18 protein-coding genes and 1 pseudogene are annotated in these 16,320 nt (G+C 70.6%); 11 read left to right on the top strand and 8 right to left on the bottom strand.

Annotated features, from left to right (window positions below; translation table 11 throughout):
- A pseudogene (locus tag ACLL9L_RS04705) lies at positions 1 to 1,516 on the top strand (phosphoketolase); the annotation flags it as partial.
- Here the strand turns inward: ACLL9L_RS04705 and ACLL9L_RS04700 are convergent.
- Both ACLL9L_RS04700 and ACLL9L_RS04695 read right to left on the bottom strand, forming a co-directional pair.
- Complete coding sequence (locus tag ACLL9L_RS04700) at positions 1,493 to 2,437, bottom strand: universal stress protein (protein ID WP_411283489.1); 945 nt, start codon at positions 2,435 to 2,437, stop codon at positions 1,493 to 1,495. The pseudogene ACLL9L_RS04705 and the gene ACLL9L_RS04700 overlap by 24 nt on opposite strands.
- Before the next feature lie 459 nt (positions 2,438 to 2,896).
- A complete protein-coding gene (locus tag ACLL9L_RS04695) occupies positions 2,897 to 3,319 on the bottom strand; it encodes a universal stress protein (protein WP_411283488.1) in 423 nt (140 codons plus the stop codon).
- Between the two features lie 141 nt (positions 3,320 to 3,460).
- Between ACLL9L_RS04695 and ACLL9L_RS04690 the strand changes: the two genes are divergently transcribed.
- The 4 genes from ACLL9L_RS04690 (at position 3,461) to ACLL9L_RS04675 (ending at position 7,084) form a co-directional block, all read left to right on the top strand.
- Entirely contained in the window at positions 3,461 to 5,212 is a 1,752-nt protein-coding gene (locus ACLL9L_RS04690; protein ID WP_411283487.1) for a GAF domain-containing protein, read from the top strand.
- A gap of 137 nt (positions 5,213 to 5,349) precedes the next feature.
- Positions 5,350 to 5,937, top strand: coding sequence for a CBS domain-containing protein (locus ACLL9L_RS04685; RefSeq protein ID WP_411283486.1), 588 nt, complete (start codon positions 5,350 to 5,352; stop codon positions 5,935 to 5,937).
- The gene (locus ACLL9L_RS04680) at positions 5,934 to 6,590 is read left to right on the top strand and encodes a response regulator (protein ID WP_411283485.1); all 657 of its coding nucleotides are present in this window, start codon (positions 5,934 to 5,936) and stop codon (positions 6,588 to 6,590) included. The genes ACLL9L_RS04685 and ACLL9L_RS04680 overlap by 4 nt, the downstream gene beginning before the upstream one ends.
- A 50-nt stretch (positions 6,591 to 6,640) precedes the next feature.
- Complete coding sequence (locus ACLL9L_RS04675; RefSeq protein WP_411283484.1) at positions 6,641 to 7,084, top strand: pyridoxamine 5'-phosphate oxidase family protein; 444 nt, start codon at positions 6,641 to 6,643, stop codon at positions 7,082 to 7,084.
- Positions 7,085 to 7,304: 220 nt separating this feature from the next.
- Here ACLL9L_RS04675 and ACLL9L_RS04670 read toward each other — a convergent pair whose 3' ends face one another.
- From ACLL9L_RS04670 to ACLL9L_RS04660, 3 genes are all read right to left on the bottom strand, one after another.
- Positions 7,305 to 7,763 (bottom strand): pyridoxamine 5'-phosphate oxidase family protein, encoded by a 459-nt coding sequence (locus tag ACLL9L_RS04670; protein ID WP_411283483.1) that lies wholly within the window; start codon positions 7,761 to 7,763, stop codon positions 7,305 to 7,307.
- A gap of 148 nt (positions 7,764 to 7,911) precedes the next feature.
- Positions 7,912 to 9,195: a sensor histidine kinase gene (locus ACLL9L_RS04665; protein ID WP_411283482.1), complete on the bottom strand. Its 1,284-nt coding sequence runs from the start codon at positions 9,193 to 9,195 to the stop codon at positions 7,912 to 7,914.
- Positions 9,195 to 9,860 (bottom strand): response regulator transcription factor, encoded by a 666-nt coding sequence (locus ACLL9L_RS04660; RefSeq protein ID WP_411283481.1) that lies wholly within the window; start codon positions 9,858 to 9,860, stop codon positions 9,195 to 9,197. Before ACLL9L_RS04660 ends, ACLL9L_RS04665 begins: the two co-directional genes overlap by 1 nt.
- Before the next feature lie 60 nt (positions 9,861 to 9,920).
- On the opposite strand from ACLL9L_RS04660, the gene ACLL9L_RS04655 reads away from it, so the two are divergent.
- From ACLL9L_RS04655 to ACLL9L_RS04630, 6 genes are all read left to right on the top strand, one after another.
- Positions 9,921 to 11,399 (top strand): ferric reductase-like transmembrane domain-containing protein, encoded by a 1,479-nt coding sequence (locus tag ACLL9L_RS04655; protein WP_411283480.1) that lies wholly within the window; start codon positions 9,921 to 9,923, stop codon positions 11,397 to 11,399.
- The gene (locus tag ACLL9L_RS04650) at positions 11,396 to 11,857 is read left to right on the top strand and encodes an FMN-binding protein (protein ID WP_411283479.1); all 462 of its coding nucleotides are present in this window, start codon (positions 11,396 to 11,398) and stop codon (positions 11,855 to 11,857) included. Before ACLL9L_RS04655 ends, ACLL9L_RS04650 begins: the two co-directional genes overlap by 4 nt.
- Positions 11,858 to 11,960: 103 nt before the next feature.
- Positions 11,961 to 12,302, top strand: a complete 342-nt coding sequence (locus ACLL9L_RS04645) for a sigma factor (RefSeq protein WP_411283478.1) — start codon at positions 11,961 to 11,963, stop codon at positions 12,300 to 12,302.
- Between the two features lie 152 nt (positions 12,303 to 12,454).
- Positions 12,455 to 12,709: a hypothetical protein gene (locus tag ACLL9L_RS04640; RefSeq protein ID WP_411283477.1), complete on the top strand. Its 255-nt coding sequence runs from the start codon at positions 12,455 to 12,457 to the stop codon at positions 12,707 to 12,709.
- A gap of 183 nt (positions 12,710 to 12,892) precedes the next feature.
- Complete coding sequence (locus tag ACLL9L_RS04635; protein WP_411283476.1) at positions 12,893 to 14,290, top strand: DUF4331 domain-containing protein; 1,398 nt, start codon at positions 12,893 to 12,895, stop codon at positions 14,288 to 14,290.
- Positions 14,291 to 14,357: 67 nt separating this feature from the next.
- Positions 14,358 to 14,822, top strand: coding sequence for a hypothetical protein (locus ACLL9L_RS04630; RefSeq protein ID WP_411283475.1), 465 nt, complete (start codon positions 14,358 to 14,360; stop codon positions 14,820 to 14,822).
- Between the two features lie 10 nt (positions 14,823 to 14,832).
- Here ACLL9L_RS04630 and ACLL9L_RS04625 read toward each other — a convergent pair whose 3' ends face one another.
- From ACLL9L_RS04625 to ACLL9L_RS04615, 3 genes are read right to left on the bottom strand one after another with little or no spacing between them, the layout of a single operon-like run.
- A complete protein-coding gene (locus ACLL9L_RS04625; RefSeq protein ID WP_411283474.1) occupies positions 14,833 to 15,285 on the bottom strand; it encodes a hypothetical protein in 453 nt (150 codons plus the stop codon).
- On the bottom strand, positions 15,282 to 15,662 hold the full coding sequence (locus ACLL9L_RS04620; RefSeq protein WP_411283473.1) for a hypothetical protein: 381 nt from the start codon (positions 15,660 to 15,662) through the stop codon (positions 15,282 to 15,284). Before ACLL9L_RS04620 ends, ACLL9L_RS04625 begins: the two co-directional genes overlap by 4 nt.
- Entirely contained in the window at positions 15,614 to 15,919 is a 306-nt protein-coding gene (locus ACLL9L_RS04615) for an MFS transporter (RefSeq protein ID WP_411283472.1), read from the bottom strand. Before ACLL9L_RS04615 ends, ACLL9L_RS04620 begins: the two co-directional genes overlap by 49 nt.
- Positions 15,920 to 16,320: the final 401 nt, after the last annotated feature.

Raw genomic sequence — 16,320 nt, 5'->3', positions numbered from 1 at the left:
ACCGAAGGTGGTCGACGGGCTGCAGATCGAGGGCAGCTTCCGCGCCCACCAGGTGCCGATCAGCGCCCCCGCGACCCACCCGGGCCACCTTGCGCTGCTCGACGACTGGCTGAGATGCTACCGGGCCGAGGAGCTCTTCGACGCGCAGGGCCGGCTGATCCCCGAACTGGCCGAACTCGCGCCCACCGGCACGCGCCGCATGGGCGCCAATCCGCACGCCAACGGCGGCCTGCTGCTGCGCAATCTGCGGCTGCCGGATTTTCGCGACTACGCCGTCGAGTTGCCCGCGCCGGGAGTACTCGGCATCGGCGATACAAGGGTGTTGGGACCGTTCTTGCGCGATGTGGCGAAGTTGAACCAGGAGCAGCGCAACTTCCGCGTCTTCGGGCCGGACGAGACGCTTTCCAATGGTCTGGGCGCGCTCTTTGAAGAGACGAACCGGCAATGGGACGCGGCCACTCTGCCCAACGACGAATTTCTCGCGCCCGCCGGGCGGGTGCTGGACTCGATGCTCAGCGAACACCAGTGCGAAGGCTGGCTCGAAGGTTATCTGCTGACCGGACGGCACGGGCTGTTCAACTGCTACGAGGCGTTCATCCACATCATCGACTCGATGTTCAACCAGCACGCCAAGTGGTTGAAGTCGACCCGGGCCATCCCCTGGCGGGCGCCGATCGCGTCGCTCAACTACCTGCTGTCATCGCACGTGTGGCGTCAGGACAACAACGGGTTCTCCCACCAGGACCCGGGGTTCATCGACCACGTCATCAACAAGAAGGCCGAGATCGTCAGGGTCTACCTGCCACCGGATGCCAACACCCTGCTCTCGGTGGGAGATCACTGCCTGCGCAGCAAGGACTACGTCAACGTCATCATTGCCGGCAAGCAGCCCTCGCTGAACTACCTCGCCATCGACGAGGCGGTCGCGCACTGCACGCGAGGGCTGGGGATCTGGCCCTGGGCCAGCACCACCGACGGTGAGCCCGACGTGGTGCTCGCGTGCGCCGGTGACGTCCCCACGCTGGAGGCCCTGGCTGCCGCCGAGCTGCTGCGTCGCCACCTTCCCGACCTGCGGGTGCGGTTCATCAACGTCGTGGACCTCATGCGCCTGGAGCCGCAGAGCGAGCATCCGCACGGTCTGTCCGATCTCGACTTCGACGCCCTCTTCACGACGGACAAGCCCGTGCTTTTCGCGTTCCACGGTTATCCCAGCCTGATCCACCGGCTCACCTACCGTCGCACGAACCACCGCAACATCCACGTCCGTGGCTACAAGGAGGAGGGCACGACCACGACGCCCTTCGACATGGTCATGCTCAACGACCTCGACCGCTTCCACCTGGTGATGGACGTCATCGACCGGGTGCCCTCGCTGGGAAGCAGCGCCGCCACCCTGCGCCAGGCGATGGTCGACGAGCGGCTGCTCGCCCGGAACCACACGCGCGAACACGGCGAGGACCGTCCCGAGATCACCTCGTGGACGTGGCCGGCCTCAGCGGACGACCATCACGGGTGAGCGGCTCTCGTGCATGACGATGTGGCTGACCGAGCCGAGGACGAGGCTCGCGAAACCGCCACGGCCGCGAGAGCCGACAACGACCAGGTCGGCTTCCCTCCCCTGGGTCACCAGTGCCTGGGCGGCGGTGCTGTGGCTGACTGCGACGACGACGGTGAGGCCGGGGTGGCGGGAGCGGACGCCCGCTGCGGACTGATCCACCAATGTGGTTGCCGCATCGCGGAGGGCGTCGCTCCACGTCAGGTCCGAGCCACCGGCGTCCCATGAGCTGTTGATCCAGCCACCGGTCACCGGCACGCTCCATGCGCTGAGGATGGTCAGGGGCACTCCAGATCGCACGGCGGCCGCGGCGGCCAGCTCGACGGCGACCGCCGCCGCGGGGGAGCCGTCGACCCCGACCAGGACGCCGTGCGTCGCGGCGCCCTGCCGGGCGTCCTCGGGCACCACGACCACCGGGCTGTGGGCGTGGGCGCACAGCGCGAAGGCCACCGACCCGCTGACGATGGAGCCGAGCTCACCCCGCCGCGTGTTGCCCACGACCAGCAGCGAGGCGCCCTTCGAGATTTCCACGAGGTGACCCGCCGCCGAGCCGCGCTCCACCTGGGACTGGACGCGCTCCTCGGGAAGGATCTTGGCCGCCCGGGCAGACCCCATCGCGGCGAGCTCACGCGCCGCGTCCACGACGAGGGTCGGCACGACGGGCAGACCGACCACGAGGCTGGCGGAAGCACCAGGGTCGTCCGTGACCGTCATGACCACCAAGGAGACCCCCCGCCTGTCCGCCTCGCCGGCCGCCCAGTCGACGGCGGCGCAGGACGCCGCCGACCCGTCGAATCCGACGACGACGGGCTTGCTGGTGGTGACGCTGTCGGTAGTGATGCTGTTGGTGATGGTGGTGGTGGTGGTGGTGTTGCTGGTCATGGCGGGACCTCCAGGAGGTGGGCGGCGGCGGTGCCCGACCCGGGCACGAGGCCGATCGGCCTTGCACCAACCACGATCCGCTCATCGGCTCCCCGGCCACAGGGTCGTTGGTCCTGCGGTCACCCCGGCGCGGCCGTCAGCGTCCCCAGCCGCCACCGATGGACTGTCCCGGCGTGCGCCAGAACTGGGCGATCACCGCGATCCGAGGACGCTCCTCGATGAGGCTCTCTTGAGCTCGGCCAGCCACTGGACCCGAGCGCTTCTCTGCCACCGGCGAGGGGCACGAGCCTGCCAGTCGGCAAGGCTGATCTGCCAGGCCAAGTCCTCTGAGAACCACCCGCGCCAGCCGGCCGCCCTCCACGATGTCGGCCGCGGTCACGAAGCAGCCGGTGCTCCCGAGGAAGAGCGGCCTTGCGTCTGGTCGGTCGGGCCGGCGCCGGTGCTTCCTCGACCGCCCGGTCATCGCGCGGCGACGGTCTCGACGGCGCACCTGGCGTGACGCAGGCAGTAGTCCGCCACCGAGGCGGAGGGCGTGGACGCATCCTCCCCGATGACGAGGACTGCCGCGCCCCTGCTGCGTTCGACGAGGACCTCCTGCGGGTCACCTCGGACGAGCTCGAAGGTGCTGGGCGTGCGGGGATGACCCCGCAGCGCCCGCAGCGCGGCGCTGAAGGTCGCCCGATCGGCGTCTGCGAGGTCAGCCTCGCTGAGCGTGTGCGACATCACCTGCACGAAGTGCACGGTTGTTCCGAGCCGGATGGCCTCCCGGACTGCGGCCCTGGCCACGCCAACGGCCGAGCCGTCATTGACGAGACCCGCGACCACGGGCCCGGGTGGACCGGTGGTTCCTGTTCTGGGCGTCACCCGGGGCACTGTGGTCATCCCCCGACGATGCCCCCGGACCGCAACCCGCGACAGGGGCGAACGTCCCGTCTGCTGACCGTGCCGGTCGGGGTGCCCTCAGTCGGCCCCCGCGCGGGATCGGGACGGCCGACCGGTGGGGGACTGTCTACGATGACGGCCATGACATCGCCGAGCGGGGACCTGGTTCCTTCTGCCTCCTGGGCGGGCGCCGGCGCCCTCGAGCTGGAGGACCTGCTCGACGAGCTGCGGTCCCGCGCCTCGCTCGCACGACGTTCGCAGGATCGGCTCGGCGCCCTGCTGGACGCCGTCGTCGCCGTCAGTGCCGATCTGGACCTGCCCGAGGTGCTGACGCGCATCGTCCGCTCGGCCTCGTCGCTGGTGGACTCGCGGTATGGCGCCCTGGGCGTGCTCGGGCCCGGTGGCGAGCACCTGGTCGAGTTCATCACCAGTGGGGTCAGCGAGGAGGAGCGTGCCCGGATCGGGGACCTGCCCCGGGGCCATGGGCTGCTCGGCCTGCTGATCCGGGAGCCGCACCCACGCCGGGTCCGCGACATCTCCAGTCACCCGGACTCGTTCGGCTTCCCGGCGAACCACCCGCCGATGCGCAGCTTCCTCGGGGCGCCGATCAGGATCCGGGAGGAGACCTTCGGCAACCTCTACATGGCCGAGAAGCAGGGTGCCGAGGAGTTCACCGAGGAGGACGAGGCCGTGCTCGTCGCGCTGGCGGCCGCGGCAGGGGTAGCGATCGACAACGCCCGGCTCTATGACGAGAGCCGTCGCCGACAGCGATGGTCCGCCGCGGTGGGTGAGCTGACGCAGGTGCTGCTCGAGCACGAGGACGAAGATGCTGCCCTTGCTCTCATGGCCCACCACGCCGGCTCGCTGAGCAAGGGGTCCCACGCGCTCGTCGCGCTCTACGACCAGCGGGACGTCCTGGTCGTCAGGGACCTCTACGTGTCCGGGCAGTCAGGTGTCGACAGACCGGTGGTGAGGCGCGGTGTCGTCCTGGACGGACGCCAGTGGACCGAGGTGCGGGAGGCGAGGCAGCCGCTGCTGCTGGCCGCCTCTCAGGTGGCCTCTCGCGCCGAGGGACTGAGAGCCGACCTGCACCGCATCGTCGGGGTCGCGACGCAGAGCGCGGTCGCCCTCATCCCCCTTCCTCCCGGCCACGGGGACCTGGGGGTCCTCGTCGTCGCCTGGGACGCGGAGCACGAGGCGGCGTCGAGCGAGGCGATGCCCGCGCTGACCGACTTTGCCCAGCTGACCGGCCTGGCCCTCCTGGCCCGCAGGGCCCAGCGGGACAGGGCGGCGATGGCCCTCCTGGACGACCGGGACCGCATCGCGCGGGACATGCACGACCACGTCATCCAGCGCTTGTTCGCCACCGGCCTGTCGTTGCAGTCGGCAGGGAGGGTGGCGACCCAGCCAATCGTGCAGGCCCGTCTCGACGAGGCGGTGGACGACCTCGACGCAGCAATCAAGGAGATCAGGCACGCGATCTTCGAGCTGCACCAACCGGTCTCGTTGCTCTCACCGAGGGAGGAGCTGGACCGGCTCGTCGCGTCGTACGCCGCCGGCCTGGGGTTTGCGCCGGACCTCGTCGTCGAGGGCGGGTTCGCGGAGCTCGACCCGGCCCTTCGCTCGGACGTCCTGGCCGTGGTGCGGGAGGGACTCTCCAACGTCTCCCGGCACGCGCAGGCGAGCAGCGCGGGCCTGCGGGTCGTCATCGACGACGAGGAGGTGTCGGTGGAGATCTCTGACGACGGCGTCGGGGTCGACCCCCGCCAGGCCCGCAGCGGCCTGGTGAACCTCGCCGAGCGGGCCGCGGCCGCGGCGGGGGAGTTCGACGTCCAGCGGGCCCAACCGAGGGGCACCCGGCTGCTCTGGCGGGTGCCGCTCACCAGCGAGTGACGGCTGCGGGACGCGCCCGCCGCGCGGCCGGGGGACCATGGTCCCGCCGGCCGGAAGACGAACGCGAGATGCTGGGTCCCTGGCACCGGTCGGTGCCGCGGAAGTCCGACGGGAGATTGATGCTGGTTCGAGAGATCATGAGCGCCCCAGCCGTCAGCGTGGGGGTCGGCACGTCGCCCCACCACGCCATCCTGGTCCTCGCTGAGCGTCGACTCACGCTGTTGCCCGTCGTCGACGAGCACGAGCGCCTGGTCGGCGTCATCAGCGAAGCCGACCTGCTCCGGGTTGCGGTCGCTGCCGATCCGCGGGCGCACCTGCGGGTCTCGGCCGGTCGGGGAGCTGTCCTGCCGCAGACCGTGGGTGAGCTGATGACCCGCCAACCGCACACCACGACCGAATCGAGTGACGTCTCGGACATCGCCCGCGTCTTTGCGTCCACCTCCTTCAAGTGTCTTCCGGTCGTGCGTGGGGACGAGCTCGTGGGGGTCATCAGCCGCAGTGACGTCGTCCGGGCGCTGGCCCGCAGCGATGACGACCTCGCGGCCGAGCTCACGCCCCTCCTCGCCGACCTCGGCCCCTCACGATGGGCCGTGACGGTGACGGAGGGCGCGGTGCTGATCACCGGCCGGGGTTCCGCGCGGGACGGGGACGCCGCCGCGGCGCTGGCGGCCACGGTGCTGGGCGTGCGACGCGTCGATGTCCGCCCGACGACGGAGGCACCGTGACCATCACCGTCTTCCTGCTGGACGACCACGAGATCGTCCGCCGCGGCCTGCGCGAGCTCCTGGAGGCCACCGACGACATCGTCGTGGTCGGGGAGTCCGGTCTGGCCCAGGAGGCGGCGCGCCGGATCCCGTCCCTGCGACCCGATGTCGCCATCTTCGACGCGCGGCTGCCCGACGGGTCCGGGATCGACGCTTGCCGGCAGGTCCGCTCGGTCGACCCGTCGATCAAGGGACTCATCCTCACCTCCTACGACGACGAGCAGGCCCTCACCACAGCCATTCTCGCCGGCGCCTCGGGATTCCTGCTCAAGGACATCAAGGGCAACGGTCTCCTCGACGCGATCCGCAGGATCGCGGCCGGGGAGAACCTCCTCGACAGCGGGGCGAGCCGCACCCTCATCGAGAAGTGGCGGGTCCACGGTGACACCGACCCGCGCCTGCAGCTGCTCACGCCGCAGGAGCGACGCATCCTCCACCACATCGCCGCGGGGTTGACCAACCGGCAGATCGGGGAGGAGATGTCGCTGGCCGAGAAGACGGTCAAGAACTACGTTACGTCGGTCCTGGGCAAGCTCGGGATGGAAAGACGGACCCAGGCCGCCGTCTTCGCGGCGACCCGCGAGAACAGCGCCCCGCGGTCGCGACGACCCTGACGGGACCTTGGACCCTGCCCGACGAGGTCGGGGTCGGGGATGCTGGTGGCATGACCATCCACGAGACCGCCGCAGTGGAGGACCTGTCCACCGCGCAGTGCTGGGCGCTACTGCGTGAGTCGAGCGTCGGACGCCTCGCCGTGTCCGTCGACGGCCAGCCGGACATCTTCCCCGTGAACCACGTCGTCGACCACGGCAGCATCGTCTTCCGGACCGCTCTGGGGACCAAGCTGCTTGGCTCGGCCGGCCGTCTCGTCGCCTTCGAGGCCGACGGCTACGACGTCTCGGAGGCGACGGCCTGGAGCGTCGTCGTCAAGGGGATGGCCCGCGAGATCTGGGAGACCGACGAAGCCATCGACGCCCTCGATCTGCCACTCTTCCCGTGGCACTCCCCGCCCAAGCCCCGCTTCGTCAGGGTCGAGCCCGTCAGCGTCACGGGTCGACGGTTCCACGTCACCGGAGGGGTGCGCACGGCTCGACCCGCCGAGAGCTGAAGCCTCCGTCGCCTCCCCGTTTCGTGGTCCAGTTTTCGGGGGACCCGTTCGTGGCCATCGCCGCGTGCGCTCACTGACGCTCCGGGCGCGAAGGGCCTGTGCGCGTCGCGTGCCCGGGTTCCGTCCGGTCGACACCTCGACGTATGCCGTGCAGCTGACGGATGCCGTGCAGCTCGGGGTCGGGTCACACAGGGGGTCAGCCTGGTGCACACACAGGGGGTCAGCCTGGTGCAGGGGCGATGATCTCCCGGCCCGAGATGGAGTCCGGTCGGATGTCGACCCAGTACGACGGGGTATCGAGACGCACCCAGGGCTCCGCTGCCCGCTCGTCCAGACGCTGTGACGTCTCGGCGTCGTCGACGAGGTGGGCCACGCCCTGGACGAGCACGCTCCACCCGGTGGAGAGCTCGGGGTCGTGCGCGTCGATCTCGAAAGCGACCCGCGACCCGTCAGCCGCCAGCTGCAGCTTCGAACCCCAGGTCGTGCGGAAGGCCACCGTCGTGCCGTCCACCAGATGGTTCACCGGCAGGACCACGACGTCCCCGTCACAGAGGAAGGCGACGCGGCCGAGCACCGCGTGCCCGATCCGGGAGAGGCACTCCTCGAGGTCCAGGACGCGCAGTCCGCGTCGGTCCGTGGCCGGTGAGGTCCCGTCTGGGGTGCGTGCTGAGGTGGTCATCACTGTCTCCTGGCCGCTGGCCGATGGTGTGACAATCAGCCTGTCCCGACGATGGCCTTCCGGGCAGGGTCGAAGGTCCCGGGACAAGGAGAGCCGCACCACATTGTCCGATCCTCCCCCTCAGCCACCGTTCGAACCCGGGGCGCCCTCAGCCCCCGTCGACTCCGGGGGGCCCTCCGGCCGGGAGGACCACGATGAACGTCGACCCCACGCCGGGGGCACCGTCGATCTCGAGATGGCCGTGGTGGGCCCCCACCACCTCGTCGACGAGCGCCAGCCCCAGACCGAAGCGCCGCCCGCCGGGCCGCCCGGTCGCGCCCCGGGCGAAGCGTTCCGTGAGCCGGGCCGCATCGGCCGGGTCCAGTCCGTCTCCGGTGTCGATGACGGCGACGCGGACCTCGTCGCCTGCCCTGGTGATCTCGACCGAGACCGTTTCGCCCGGACGGGAGTGGGCGACCGCGTTGTCGATGAGTGCCAACAGGGCCCGCCGGAGGGCGGTCGGGGCTCCGATGACGGACCACCTCCCGTCGTCCTGGCCGTCGAGGTCGCCGGCGCTGCTGCTGCCCGCGTCGAGGGCAGCATCATGGTGGGCGCGGCCCTCGGTCGTGACCGTCAGCGTGACACCCGACTGTGCGGCATATCCCTTGAGGCTGCGAACCACCGCCGCCCCCAGTGCCGAGAGGTCGACGTCCTCTCCCACGACGTCCGCGTGCTCCAGCTGGGCCGAGAGCAGCAGGTCGGCCACGACCTCGCCGAGCACCTTGGTGTCGGCCACGAGCTGGTCGAGCTCTGCGGAGGTCGGGTCGTCGCGGCCGACCTGCCTCCTCAGGAGCTGGGCGCGGGTGTGCAGCACGGCCAGCGGGGTCCGCAGCTCGTGGCTCGCATCAGCGACGAACCGGCGCTGGAGACCCATCGCGCGCCCCAGTGGGCGGACGGCACGTCGACCCACGCCCAACCCGATCACGCCTGCGAGGACGACCCCAACGATGCCCGCTACCGTTGTTGACATGACGAGTCGGTGCTCCTCGGCCTCGTGCCGGGACGGGTCGTAGATCGCCACGAAGCGGCTAGCGGGTCGCTGGTCGACCCACGCCGTCCACTCCTGTCCACCGGCCGTGAAAGAGACCTCACCTGGGGGTGCCGACACCAGCACCGCCGAATCGGCTGCGGCAGAAGGTATTCCGGCGCTCGTCGTGCGGCCGCTGTCGGAGACGAGGACCAGCCACACCCCGTCCGGGGGGTCGGCCACATCCTCGGCGGTGGCCGCCGCCCGGCGCACGATGCCGCTGATCTCGACGGACTGCTGCCGGTCGAAGACGAGCACGACACCGAGGGCGACGATGATGACGACGAACGCGACCGCGAACGCCGTCTGCACCGCGACCGACCGGACGGCCCGCCGCAGGAGCCGGGCTTCGGCATCGCGACCCATCAGGGGGCACCCAGGCGGTAGCCGACCCCGTGCACCGTCGCGACGACGGCGCGTCCGAGCTTGCGACGCAGGTAGTAGACGTAGGTGTCCACCGCGCCGGTCGTCTCCGCGTCCTCGAAGACGAGGTCGAGCAGCTCGTCGCGGGTGAAGACGCGCGTCGGCCGGCGGGCCAGGACCGCGAGGAGGTCGGCCTCGCGCCGGGACAGGATGACCTCGCCCGCGTCGGCGTCCACCACCCGGCACTGGGTCACCAGCAGGCGCCCGCGGCGCACCGGCAGCTCATCCGGCTCGGCGGCCCGGGGACGCAGCAGCGCCCGCAACCGCGCGAGCAGCTCCTCGACGTCGAACGGTTTGACGAGGTAGTCCTGGGCTCCGGCGTCGAGGCCCTCCACGCGGTCGGCGACGGAGTCGCGGGCGGTGAGCAGCAGCACCGGGGCGGCGACCCCGCGGGCGCGCAGCCGCGCGACGAGGTCCACGCCCTCGATGCCGGGCAGGCCACGGTCGACGACGAGAACGTCCCACTCGTCGACGAGTGCGCGGTGCAGGCCCTGCTGACCGTCACGGGCGACGGTCACGGCATACCCCTCCTGATCGAGAAGGCGCTGGAGCAGACCCGAGAGGTGGACGTCGTCCTCCACGAGCAGCAGCCGGGGTGCGGAGGACATGGAGGCATGGTGGCACGCGCTCCTCAGATCGCTCTGAGATCGACTGGAGACGATGCCGGCATGAGCAGCTCCGTCGAGCGTCGGGCGCGCGCCCACCACCCATCCCGTCCCGCCACCTCGCGGCGGACGGCGCAGGGCATCGTCGACGCCGGCCGGGCCGAGCAGCGGTGGCGGGCCCGCGTCGGCGACCTCATCGAGCTCGGGGCCCTCGCCAGCCTGGTCCTCGTGGTCGCCGTCTTCCTGCGCGCCGGTGGAAGTGCGGCCCTGACGTCCGGCAGCTGGCCCGAGCGGCTGATCGGTGTGGGCCGGGTCACCGGCCTCGTCGCCGTGGACCTGTTGCTGCTGCAGCTGCTGTTGGCGGCCCGGCTGCCGTGGGTGGACCGGGTGCATGGCGCCGACCGTGGGCTGAGGGCGCACCGCATCCTGGGCCGGGTCACCGTGCCGCTGGTCCTCGTCCACGTCGAGAGCCTCGTGCTCGGGTATGCCGTGCGGGACGGGTTGAGCGCGTGGACCGGGTGGGCCGTCGAACCGTTCAGGATCCTCACCGACGTGCCCGACCTGCTCACCGCGACCGCAGCGACGGCGCTCCTCGTCGTCATCGCCGTGACCTCGGTCCGGGCCGCGAGGCGCTCCATGAGCTACGAGCGCTGGCACCTGGTGCACCTCACGGCATACGCGGCCGTGGCCCTGGCCATCCCGCACCAGCTGTCCATCGGCTCCGACCTCACGGCGAACCCGTGGATGCACGCCTACTGGCTCGCGCTCTACGTCGGGGTCGCCGCCTCGATCGTCTGGTGGCGCCTGCTCGTCCCGGTGACGCGCAGCCTGCGCCACGGCCTGCGGGTCGAGTCCGTGGTCGAGGAGGCACCCGGCACCTGGTCGGTCTGGGTGGGTGGCCGCCACCTCGAGGCACTCGAGGCCCGCGCCGGGCAGTTCGCCAACTGGCGCTTCCTCGCCCCCCACCTCTGGCTGTTCGCCCACCCCTGGTCCTTGTCGCGCCAGCCCGACGGACGTCACCTGCGCCTCACCGTGCGCGACCTCGGCGACCACTCACGCGCCCTGGCCAACCTGCGGCCCGGCACCCGCGTGCTCATCGAAGGCCCTTACGGCGCCTTCACCACGCGGAGACGCACCCGCCGCAAGGTCCTCCTGCTCGCCGCGGGGGTCGGCGTCACCCCGGTGCGGGCGCTCACCGAGGAGCTCGCGAACGACCCGGCGACCCGGCCGGGGGACGTGACGGTGATCTACCGGGGTGACTCCGCGGAACAGCTCCTGCTGGTGAGCGAGCTCGACGCCCTCGCCCGCCGCGGCGGGCACCGACTGCACCTCCTGACCGGACCACCCGTCCGCGGGTCGTGGCTGCCGGGTGGTAGCCCCGGACGCGATGACGCCGCTCGGCTCCAGCGCCTCGTCGGTGACCTCCGTCGTCACGACGTGTATGTCTGTGGTCCGGCGGGGTGGATGGACCTCGTCCACGCCAGCCTGCGGGCGGCGGACGTGTCGAAGGATCACATTCACGACGAGAGGTTCACCTGGTGAGGAAGCCCACTGCGCTCGCCGCGACCGCCGCCGCAGCAACCGTCCTCATGCTGAGCTGGGGCGCGGGAGCGCGCGACGGACACCCGCCGTCGCTCGGCCCGGCGGTGGCGGCGCCCGTGGTCCCGGGGGGGACCTCGGCGACTCGCCGCCCCGCTCCCGCTCCCGCTCCCGCAGCCGGCGGGTCGCGCCAGGTGGACGGCACCGTGGCCCGGACTCCCTACGGCCTCGTGCAGGTGCGGGTCGACCTCGTGGGCACCCACATCCAGGACGTGATCGCCGTTCGGCTGACCGACAGCACGGGCACGTCGGTGCGGATCAGCGCCTCGGCCGCCCCGATCCTGCGCCGGGAGGCGGTCGCAGCGCAGTCCGCGCAGATCGACGCCGTCAGCGGCGCGACCTACACAAGTGACGGCTACCGGCAGAGCCTGCAGGCGGCGCTCGACGCCGCCCACCTCTGACCTCTTATCCTGAATTATCCGGTTTTGGGCAGTCCCGCCCTCGGCCAACCCGATACGGTGGCCTTGCTCTGAGCCGGCCCGGTCAGCGAGTAGAGAGCAGATCATGGTTCACCTTCGACGAGGACGACCCCTGCCGCGGGAGCGCAGATCCGATGCTCCTGTCGAGCAGGCGCCCGTCCTTGCGACGTTGACGCACCTGCTGCGTGACGCCGGGCTCGGCGACCGGCAGGCGTTCTCCCGGCTCTACGACGAGACGTGCCCCTCCCTCTTCGACCTCGTCCTCCGGGTCGTGCGTGACCCCTCGCTGGCGGAGGACGTCGTGCGCGCGACCTACGTCGAGGTCTGGACCCACAGCGGCCGGTTCCAGGAGACGAGCCAGAGCCCGCTCAGCTGGATCATTGGCCTGGGCTACACCCGTGCCCTTGCGAGCCGCTCACCGATCTGATGGCGGCCGGTGGATAGACATATCCACATATAGCATGGCCCTGAGTGACCTCCAATTCTTTTCTGCCACAGCCCAATCCATGCAGCGGCCGGCTCCGAATAGAGTGCACAGGGGGTGTCGCCCACAGGGGTTTCGCTGAAAGGAAGTTCAGCATGAACCAGTCCACTCGCCGAGGTTTTCTTGCCCTGACCGGGACCGGGGTCGCGGCTGCTGCCGTGGCGCCGTCGGCCCTGGCCGCCGGGTCCTCGGGTCCAACTCCCACCTCCGAAGCCGCCTCGTCCGGCCGGATGGTCGCCTACGTCCATGACGCCGCCACCGGCGAGGTCGCCGTCATGGTCGGCGAACGCGAGGTCATCGTCCGCGACCGAGCGCTCGTGGCCCAGCTGGCCAAGCACCTCAGGACCTGATCCGGCGCGGGTCCCGCCCAGCCGGCGGGACCCGACCGGACTCGACCCGAACCGGCACGCCGGCCCGGTGGACCTCATCGCGAGGGACTGCTGGTCGGCCGGTCCTGCCACGCCGCTAGGTCCTGCCACTCCACAGTCCTGCCACTCCACAGTCCTGCCACGCCACTCACGAGAGTTGAGTCCATGTCATCGCACCGCGAAGCACCAGAGATCTCCAAGGACCCCGTCGCCGACAACACCGACGTCTATGCCTTCGTCAGCCCCGACGCGCCCAATACCGTCACCCTGATCGCCAACTTCATCCCCCTGCAGAACCCGATGGGCGGCCCGAACTTCTACGAGTTCGGTGACGACGTTCTCTACGAGATCCACGTCTGCAACAGCGGCGACGCCAAAGCGGACGTGACCTACCAGTTCCGGTTCACCACCACGGTCCCGAACCCGAACACCTTCCTCTACAACACCGGTCCCATCACGCACATTACGGACCCGACTTTCAACCGTCCGCAGACCTACTCGGTCACCCGGGTCGCCCGCGACGGCAGGACGCAGGTCCTCGGGAAGGGCCTGACGGTCCCGCCGGTCAACATCGGGCCGCGCAGCACCCCGAACTACGAGCACTTCACCGCCGAGGCGACGCACGCCCTGCCGGGCGGTCGGATGGTCTTCGCTGGCCAGCGCGCCGAGGGCTTCCACGTCGACCTCGGGTCGATCTTCGACCTCGGCACCCTGCGCCCGTTCCAGTCCCTCCACCTCATTCCCTCGGCCGACGCCGTGAACAACGCCAACCAGCCCGGCGTGAACGGGACCCAGGGCCTGAACGTCCACAGCATCGCCATCCAGGTGCCGAAGACCGACCTCACCAAGGGCGGAAAGAAGCCCACGGACGTGATGGCCGCCACCTCGGTCATCGGGGTCTACGCGAGCGCGAGCCGACAGAAGACCACAGCCTGGGACGACGACGAGGGCCGGATGCGCGGTCACGGCCCGTTCCAGCAGGTCTCACGCCTGGCCAACCCGCTCTTCAACGAGGTCATCGTCCCGATGGTCGAGAAGGACCGGTGGAACACCCTTGACCCGGACCAGGACAAGCGCTTCGCCAAGTACGTGGCCAAGCCGGAGCTGGCCGGACTGCTCCCGGTCCTCTACCCGGGCGTCTTCCCCAAGCTCGCGGCTTACACCAAACCCCGGGCGGACCTGCTCGCCATCCTCCTCACCGGCATCCCCGCCGGCGTCGTCCCGGGCTTCCAGAACTACACCGGGCCGACGCAGGCCGACCTCGTGCGGCTCAACCTCGCCGTCCCGCCGAGCTCGAACCCGAACGATCTCGGCCTCGTCGCCGGCGACCCGGCCGGGTTCCCCAACGGCCGCCGAGTGGCGGACGACACCGTGACGGTGGAGTTGCGGGCGATCGCGGGGCTGACCCTGCCGCTGGTGGACCCGAGCTTTACGCCGGACGGTGCGGCGGCAGGGATCAAGGACGGGACGACGAACACCAACTCTGCGTATCTCGACCACTTCCCCTATCTCGGGACACCGGCCGGCGGCTACCAGACCATGCCGGGCATCCCGAAGTCCTGACCGCACCCGGTCCCGGCGGCGGCTCACACCGTCCGCCGCCGGGACCATCCGGCTCGAGAGGAGCATCATGGGCGACCCCCGCACCACCTCGGGGAGGTCTCCCGCGACGTCACCCGCCCTGCCCGACGAGCGGGTGGCCAACCTCGCCGAGAACCCGTATGCCGGGCAGGGCTCGGTCCTGCTCGACATCGGCGGTGACATCGGCGCACTGGTGCTGCGCCTGCCACCGACCATGGAGGGACTCGAGATCGAGATCGCCCCCGCCGACGATCACCGCGATGACCACCACCACCACGATGACCACCACCACGACGAGCACGACCAAAACGAGCACCACCTCGACCCCGATGGTCCACACCGCCCCCACGTCGCGGTGACGGCCCGGCCCGCAGGGGACGCGGTGATGCACAGCGCGGTCTTCCCCGAACTCGGCGCCGGGCACTACGACCTCAACGAGCGGTCGGGACCCGTGCGGCTGCGGGTGGAGGTCGTCGGCGGCCAGGTCACGGAAGCCACCTGGCCACAGGACTGACCCCCCCGGGTCAGGCGCTGGAGTTGCCGTGCTCGTCGGGCCTCGCAGAGGGCCCGCGCACGCCCGGGCGGCCCGCACTCCCGTCGGCGCGGATGACCTCCTTGCCGATCGTGCGACCGGCCTTGGCCAGTGCCGACGGACCCATCCCGGACACCGACGATGGCATGACGACAACGGGGCACGGAGCCCGATGGATCAGCCGGTGGGCAAAGAGCGGTCCCCCCCGCGAGGTCCGGCTGTCGCGGGGCGTCGATGACGAGCAGGTCGCCCTCGGCCTGCGCGGGGAGGACCTTGCGCCGACCGCCGTGGACGAGTCGGCAGACCACCCCGTGGTCGGGCCCGAGCACCTGCGCGACGTCCGCCACCAGGAGATGACCGGTCCGAGAGCCCCGGTCCCCTGGGCGACGGCGAAGAAGGAGGAGATGGCCTGCCTGCGGACCTCGAGCGGGAAGATCTCGCTCACGGTGGGTATGCCGCGGACGCGCCGGCCGAGGCGAAGAAGAACGCCACACACCAGAAGATCGTGTGCGTCGTGGCCGTCAGGGTGCTGGCGTTCAAGAGCAGCGCCGAGACGAAGAGGATGACGCCCGAGACCATGTAGGTGCTGAAGATCATCTTGCGTCGACCGATGGTGTCGAAGAGGTGGCCGAGCAGCAACGGGCCCAGGAGGTTGCCGATGGCGAACGGGAAGAAGCAATAGCTCGTCCCGGACTTGGTGATGCCGTAGAAGTTCGTCAGCACCAGCGCGTAGGTGAAGAAAATCGCGTTGTAGAGGAACGACTGGGTGACCATCATCGTGATCTCGAGAAAGGTCCGGCGGGGGTACTTCGTGAAGAACACGTGCAGCCCACCCGCCAGCCCCAGTTGATGTTCTCGGGGGTGAGCAGGCACAGGTTGGCGGTCGCGCCGAGGATGGCTCCGGCCCAGTAGGTGCCGTTGACGGCGATGTCGACGCGGCCGCGGTACTTCGACGGGATGAGCTCGTCGATGGCGGAGTTGATCGCGGTGTCCTCACCGCCGATGCCGAGACCAGCCATGAAGCGCAAGACCCACAGGAACGCCATGTTCGGGGCGAGCCCGGCGATGCCGGAGCCCAACAGGTAGATCGCCAGGGTGAGGATGAAGAGCTTCCTTGCGGCCGAGCCTGCTGGTGAGGCGGCCGAAGTAGAGCGCCCCGACGACCTGGCCGATGACGCGGAGACCGACGACGACCGACCAGGGGAACCGTGTCCACGAGAGACGGTCCATCCGGGCCGGCACGGTGCTCCGCAGCGGTCGTTGGTCCACCGCCGATGACTGCGCTGTCGTGAGTCTCTCCTTGGTGCACGACGTCCGGGGGAGGTGTTGCGACCGCCCCGCGGGGTGGTGGATCACATGATGGGCAAGGGACAACTTCTCCTGGCCGTGTCCCCTCAAGGGCTCGCGTGCCCGGCTCCAGCGGGGAGGGTGGCCGCGCGCGGCCCGGGCCGGGGCCGCCGGGCGTCCGGGCCGCACCGGC

Source organism: Lapillicoccus sp., assembly GCF_046595215.1.
In the GTDB taxonomy this organism is placed as follows: domain Bacteria; phylum Actinomycetota; class Actinomycetes; order Actinomycetales; family Dermatophilaceae; genus Lapillicoccus.
Note: the sequence above shows the minus strand (reverse complement) of the source record. Positions and strands in the feature narration are given on the sequence as shown.